The sequence below is a fragment of the Novacetimonas pomaceti genome, assembly GCF_003207955.1.
In the GTDB taxonomy this organism is placed as follows: Bacteria; Pseudomonadota; Alphaproteobacteria; order Acetobacterales; family Acetobacteraceae; genus Novacetimonas; species Novacetimonas pomaceti.
This window is the reverse complement of record NZ_NOXG01000049.1, coordinates 1-6,968: the sequence shown is the minus strand read 5'-3', so window position 1 is coordinate 6,968 and position 6,968 is coordinate 1. Positions and strand designations below refer to the sequence as shown.

At 50.5% G+C, this 6,968-nt stretch carries 3 protein-coding genes; all 3 read right to left on the bottom strand.

Annotated elements, in window-relative coordinates:
- Positions 1-61 precede the first annotated feature (61 nt).
- The 3 genes from CFR71_RS14945 to CFR71_RS14935 are packed head-to-tail and all read right to left on the bottom strand — an operon-like array spanning position 62 to position 6,353.
- Entirely contained in the window at positions 62-583 is a 522-nt protein-coding gene (locus CFR71_RS14945; protein WP_133251180.1) for a DUF6998 domain-containing protein, read from the bottom strand.
- Positions 584-588: 5 nt separating this feature from the next.
- On the bottom strand, positions 589-1,428 hold the full coding sequence (locus CFR71_RS14940) for a TIR domain-containing protein (RefSeq protein ID WP_081749558.1): 840 nt from the start codon (positions 1,426-1,428) through the stop codon (positions 589-591).
- Positions 1,429-1,442: 14 nt separating this feature from the next.
- Positions 1,443-6,353 (bottom strand): DEAD/DEAH box helicase, encoded by a 4,911-nt coding sequence (locus CFR71_RS14935; protein ID WP_110532113.1) that lies wholly within the window; start codon positions 6,351-6,353, stop codon positions 1,443-1,445.
- Positions 6,354-6,968 lie beyond the last annotated feature (615 nt).

Genomic DNA, 6,968 nt, shown 5'->3' with positions numbered 1-6,968 from the left:
GCATCGGGTTTTCTTATAGCTTACGAAAATTTCTTTTGTGCAAAACAGACTTTTTCATAATCTAACCCGATGTACAACCCTTCTGTGAGATTTCCGCGTCGATGACCCTGTAAGGGCCATAGGAAACCTCTCTGACGGCCTTCTGGTCACCTATGGGAACGACCGCCTTCTGTTGACGTGGCGAGTAGATATAGACCCCTTCTGCTTCACGACACAGGGGCAGGAAATCGGATGCAGACATATCTGCAACTTCTTCGATGGATATGTCGTCATCATCAAAATTCAACCGCAAAACAACGACACGATGAACGACATCGAAAGTGTTTTTGTTAAATCTGATATGTTGTGTAGACGTGACGGTTTTGACGGATATTTGTTCGCCTTCGGCTGAAACGACATCATAGCCCTTTTGGTTAACTTCAGGTGCCATCTGCCCACGAGTTTTCATGGCGACATATAGTTCGCCAATCCGACCAGTTAGGTGGCGTAATTCAGCAGGATTGACTCCCCACTGGATCTCTTTTTCTAGCCAAGTCAAAGCATCTCCAAGTGAGCGAATAATCTGTATCTGTGATAAAGCCATTTTCTTTAACGGACCTTGTTCATATCAATAGTAAAACCGGCTGTTTGAAGTTCACGCGCAACCGCAAACTTCCACATGCCCGCGTCATCCATGTCGGTGTAAACGACACCGCTAATGTCCGATGGTGTTTCAACATTCCCTTTTTTTAGGGCGCATACTCGGTCACGTCCAAGTTTTGCGGTCAGATATCCGTGTTCAAAAATAACATTTTGGCGCGCGCGTGGTTGTTCATCGACTTCGGATGAAACCCGGCCAAGGTCACATGGAGTATACAAAATTATAGCGAATCCACAGTCTGTTTCTTGCTCAATTTTCTCGATTATAGTTTTTCCAGCGTTAGTCTGTTCGTGTAAAATTATGGCGTCTAACCCCAATGATTCAATCAATCTGGCTGTCGCTGTTTTTGCGAGATCATCGCGCCCATGAACAATGAAAACCCTATTCGATTGACCGACAAGTATTTTTCCTGCCTTGCTTTGAACTAACTGGTGATCAAGAGTGAGTCGAACCGAATCAAATACAGATTTCGTGATATCTTGCAAACCGTCTTTGGATCGCACAATACTTTCAGGGTCAATATACATAATAACGTTTGACTGCATACGACTGTTGGCTTCGTCGGTTAAAACCGTAATTGGTTTATCGGATGTTTTAATGGATATTTGCCTAATATTTGACGGTTTAATGAAGTAACCTTCGAAATGTATATCTTCTTTTTTTAGATATGGCTTAACAATATTATTTTTTATATTATTAAGATCTTTTTCATCGTATTGAATATAGGTTCGATAGTCATCTGATTTAGAAAGTTTTTCATTGATTTGTACAACTACAAAATAATACATTTTTTAATCGCCTATCAGTTATCCAGAATTTCCAAGGCTGGAAGGCCCTTCACAATCTTCATGGTTTCCAGGCTGATCGTGATGACGCGGAGAAACAGATCCAGCGGATAGCGAGGGTCGTTCATGGTTTCGATGGCCCAGTCATTGGCATCGTTGACGATACCGCTTGCTTTGTCGGTCTTCACGCATTGACGTTCCACTACCCAGTCGAGGGCAGGCTTGCCGTTCACCACGTATTCATAGGCTTCGAGAGGGATACCTGTGACAGTAATGTGGTCATTGTAATGCAGGATGGTTTTATCTTTGCCCTTGCCGTATTTCATCTGTGTCACTCGATAATCAGCGGCTGTCAGAGGCTTGTTTCCCGCATCGACCTGCACCCCCTTGTAGATGGGTTGGCTGTCGAAATTGACATGCATTTCGCCTAGCCTGCGACCAGCATCGGAGAAGGCTCTGAAGGCTTCGTATGTCTTCATACGGGGGATGCGAGGGAGTTCCTTCCGCAGAGTGTCCGCATAGCGTTCTCGATATTCGGGAGAGTGAAGAAGTCCATAAATGTAATAGAACAGGTCTTGCTTGCTGATGGTCTCACCGGGATAGGCATCTCGGAAATGTTTCATTCCTTCGTCGGTGATGGCGTCCTGTCTGGTCAGTCCCGATTGTGAAGCCCCGGAGAACAGGTCGTTGTTGTCTGATGGAGCGTTATTTTCGTGATATACGAAAATAGGGAATGCTTGATATCCACCCATCGCGGGAGCAAGATTTAGGTCAATAATATGATTAGTCATAAAGGCAGAAAAACCTTTATCTCCACCTAAGCCTGGAACGCATATGACTAAATTCTCTGCCTTCGCATCAGGAAATAGGTGAGGCATCTGGTAAATCATGTCATTCATTTGCCGATCAAAGTACATCCACTGACAGAAAAATGGCCGGTAAACCGATTTCACGACATCCTCAGGTTTAAATAATGCTGGCTTATCTCGGGTAAAATCCCGAAGCAGTGAACGGTTCCAGCTTATCTTTCGTGGATCACTATCGACGAAGTTCTTGGCCTTTTCTAATCGTTCTTTGGAAGCTGCATCAGGGTATTCACTCTGAAATCGTTCTCGTTCCGAATTATACACATCAATCATGGACAGCATATCTTCGGTTAATACTTGATGGGATGAATTGTAGCACCATGCATCACGAGCTGTTGCAACGCCACGGGAAAACAGACTGAACAGCACAGGTCCCGCATCCTTATCCTTGCTCCCAATGGCAATAAATTTTCCAAAGCTGTCATCCCGTTGCCGTAGCCAGTCGCCATGGTCATCCGGCGTGATCGTCTGCCACAGGTCTTCGTTCGTCAGGCCATTGATGCTGGCCAGTTCCTGAATACGTTTCAGCTTCTGCTCACGGGTCAGATAATCCCCGATATCATGGAACAGGATACGGCCCTGTTCCTGCGCATTTGGATTCTTGACCATGAGGGAAATGGCAATCGGCGCCCGGCTTCCAGCATCGAATATTTTTCCGCCTTCCTTGCGTGATGTTTCCCCTGATGTCCGCTGGTTCCCCCGCAGATGAAACACATGGATGGAGGAAAATTCTTCGGCCAGACACTGGCGCAAGCCATTTGCCGTATTGGCATCCAGAAAGCCTGCGTTGGTCACGAAACCGATGACGCCACAATCCCCGATGCGGTCAGATGACCAGCGGATGGCGCGGATATAACTGTCATACAGGGCGCGCTTGTTCGTGGCCGTGGAACGTTCTGCATAGGTTTCCGCAATGCGGGCATCCAAGGTGGGATAGGCCACGTTCTGGTTGTTGTCGTTCCCGCTTTCCTGCCCCACTGAATAGGGCGGGTTTCCCATGATGACACGGATATCCAGCTTCTTCTGTTTACGGATGCGCCGATTGTTGTCCTCCAGGGTTGAACTTACGAGGTCATGGGGTTCGTTCAGCCTGAAGGTGTCAGTCAGACAGATACCCTCGAAGGGTTCATAGTTCCCGTCCATCAGGTCGGAAAACGTGGCCTCGATATTGATGGAAGCGATATAATAAGCCAGCAGGACGATTTCGTTAGCGTGGAGTTCCTGCCGGTATTTATGGAGCATCTGCTCCTTCGTAATCAACCCGCTCTGCAATAACCGGGTGATGAATGTACCCGTGCCCGTAAAGGGGTCCATGATATGGACACCCTTGCTTCCAAGGGTCTGACCGAACTCGCTTTCCAGCACGTCATTGATGGAACGGATGATGAAATCCACAACCTCAATAGGCGTGTAGACAATACCCAGGCGGTCCTTCAGGCGCGGGAAGGCTTTTTGGAAAAAGCCGTCATACAGTTCCTTGATGACCTTCTGGCGACCGTAGGAGGTATCAATCCCCGAAGCGCGTTCACGGACGCTGGTATAGAAAGCCTCCAGCCTGTCCGTTTCCTTGTGCAGGCTGTGCTTGTCCAGCGCATCCAGAACCGTCTGCATGGCTTTGGACATGGGGTTGTCGCCAATGAAGCTATGGCCAGCGAACAGGGCTTCGAACACGGGGCGGGTGATGAGATGCTGTGCCAGCATCTCGATGACCTCTTCCTCGCTGATGCTGTCGTTCAGTTCTGTCCGTAGATCTGACGTGAATTCCTCGAACGAGGTCCGGGCTTCGACGTTATCGGGACTCTCCAGAATGGTTTTGATGCGGGTGATATGGGTCTGAGCAATCTGGGCAATATCGTTGGCCCAGTCTTCCCAGTGATGACGGTTGCCGACCTTCTTGACGATTTTGGCATAGATGGCCCGTTCGATTTCCCCGATTTCAAATTGCAGAGTTTCCTGCTTGTCGTCGTCAGGGAATGAAGCCTTCTTTCCAATTTTGTAGGACGAATGGGCTTTCTGGGCTGTGCCTGTTGTCAGGGCCTTTGTCTTGGCCGTGATCTTCTTCGTGACCGCGATGACTTCCATGCGGGATGTGTCAGGTCTGGCCTGAAGATCCATCTTATTGACCATGTGATCAAAACGGTCATCGTGAGAACGCAGGGCCTGAAGCACCTGCCAGACCACCTGATAGGTCTTGTTGTTATCCAGAGCCTGGTCTGGCTCAACCCCAGCCGGGATAACTACGGGCAGTACGACATAGCCCCGCTTCTTGCCTGGTGCGACCCGCATCACACGGCCCACGGACTGGACCACATCCACCTGTGAATTCCTGGGGGTCAGGAACAGGACTGCATCCAGCGCCGGCACGTCCACCCCTTCCGACAAGCAACGGACATTGGACAGAACCCGACATATGCCTTCCGGGGTCTCGTCCTTCAGCCAGGCGAGTTTGCCTTCCTTTTCGCTGGCGTTCATCCCGCCATCGACGTGTTCGGCTTCGCATACCAGACGGGCTTCAGGTTCAATGTCTTCCTGTTCCTGATATTCCTCCACGACCTGCTGGAACATATCGGCAATCTGGATGGAACTGACCTTGGGCGTCCTGCCCCTGTAGCCGGGAGAAATGACCTGGCAGAAGGCGACGGCCCGCTTCATCGGTTCGGGGATAGTTGTCCCTTCACGAGGCAATCCGCCCGTCGCCAGCGCCTTCCAGCATCCAACAATTTTGGACGCATCGGAGACGGTCAGGCCGTTATCGGGGTCATCCAGAAGCTTCTGGACACTACGGCTGACGGTTCCCTCGTCAACCGCCAGCACGATGACCTTGTAGTCCACCAGCAGTTTGCGCCGGACGGCCTCGGAGAAGGTGATGACATGGAACTCAGGCCCGTAGATGGCCTCATTGTTCATGCCATAGACAATGGCCCCTTCCTTTTCGGCCTTTTCCTGCGCCACATCACCGTAAATACGCGGAGTGGCAGTCATGTAGAGTCGGTGCCGGCCTGCCAGATAATCCTGGTTATGGACGCGGACGAAGGCGCTATCGTTCTCCTCACCCCCGAAAGTGACCCCTGTTGTCCTATGCGCTTCATCGCAGACGATCAGATCGAACTCGGGGAAGTCATGCTCCTTCTGGGCACGGCTGATGACATCAATGGAATGATAGGTCGCAAATACAACATTCATATGTGTATTGTCGCAACGTTTGATGAACTCCGAACTCAGACGATTTGCGTCCGTTGTGGCAGGGTAACGCAATTCGTGTATGTTAATTCGAATTTCGTCATTATTTTCTGCTTGTTGATTTCCGACAGCACTGTCCGAACAGACAGCGAAGCTGTGGAGCGGAACCTGGCTTTCCTGGGTCCATTCGGTCAGGGTCTGGGACAGCAGGGACAGGCTGGGAACGAGGAACAGGACACGGCCACCGGCCCCGACCTGCTGTTCCGCGATTTTCAGGCTGGTGAAAGTCTTGCCCGTCCCGCAGGCCATGATCAGACGGCCACGGTTATGATTCTTGAAGCCGGCCAGAACCCGGCGGATAGCGGTTTCCTGATGCTCGCGGGCTTTCTTCTGCGCCCGCAGGACAGGAGCAATATTGGGCTGATATTGCGACCAGTCAATCAGGCTGGTTTCCAGGTCATACAGATCAATCTTGCTGACAGGCGGGTGCTGGTCTGCAAGCGATGCCTCGGCATTATCGGTCCAGTGGTTGGTCGTGGCGACAATGATACGCCGGGCAAAATGCTTTTTTCCCGAGGCGGTGAAAAAGCTGTCGATATCCGGCTTGCTGATACTGTGGGACGGGGCATAAAATTTACATTGGATGGCGTGGTATTCGCCCGTGCCCCGCGTTCTGGCGACCAGATCGATGCCCGTGTCTTTCGCGACATAGCCTTCTTGGATTGCCCAGTCCTTGTATGTCCATACCTGGTCATACAGGTCCGCGTAGCTCGGCTCTGTTCGCAGGTAGCAGACAATCAGTTCCTCGAAGTAGGTGCCTTTCTCGCGCTCTGTGACGGATAGATTTCTATAGGTATCAAGCAGTTGGGAAAGCGCGGACATAATCGGGCAAGCCTTTGGATGGTCTGAAAATCACGTCTGGCCAGATTAACCTTTGCCACAGGGATGGGGAATAGGGCCTATTGACGAGAGGTTTTTTCAGACTGACGTGGACATGATTCAACACTGGTCTTTGCAGAAATCTATGGCTGTGTGGCGATCTGACGGACGAAGAATGGGTGATCATTGGCAACCTGCTGCGCCTCAACGTGGGTGTTGGTCACGACCGGCACAGGATAACCATCTGTTTCTCAATGAAATGCTTTATGTCCTAAATGTCGGTTGCTCATGGCGGGACATGCATGAGTGCTACGGAAAATAGAACTCGGACTATGTCCGGTTTCGCCGGTGGGCTGAGCAAGGCGTCTGGGATGCTTTGCTGGAAACGCTGGTCGAACTCGGATTGATCGATGACTGGCAGCACATGATCGACAGCACGGTCGTTCGGGAGGACAGCCAGGAGTCTGGCGCAAAAGGCGACATTTAATAATTACGTCCCACAGGAGCATTCGCGACCGTTAGCCCATCTTATTCACGGCATTGAGTATTTTGCGTGGATTTTTCCGTTTCTATGGTTTGGGCGCGCGGGATCGCACCGGGTTGAGGCGGTGTCATTTT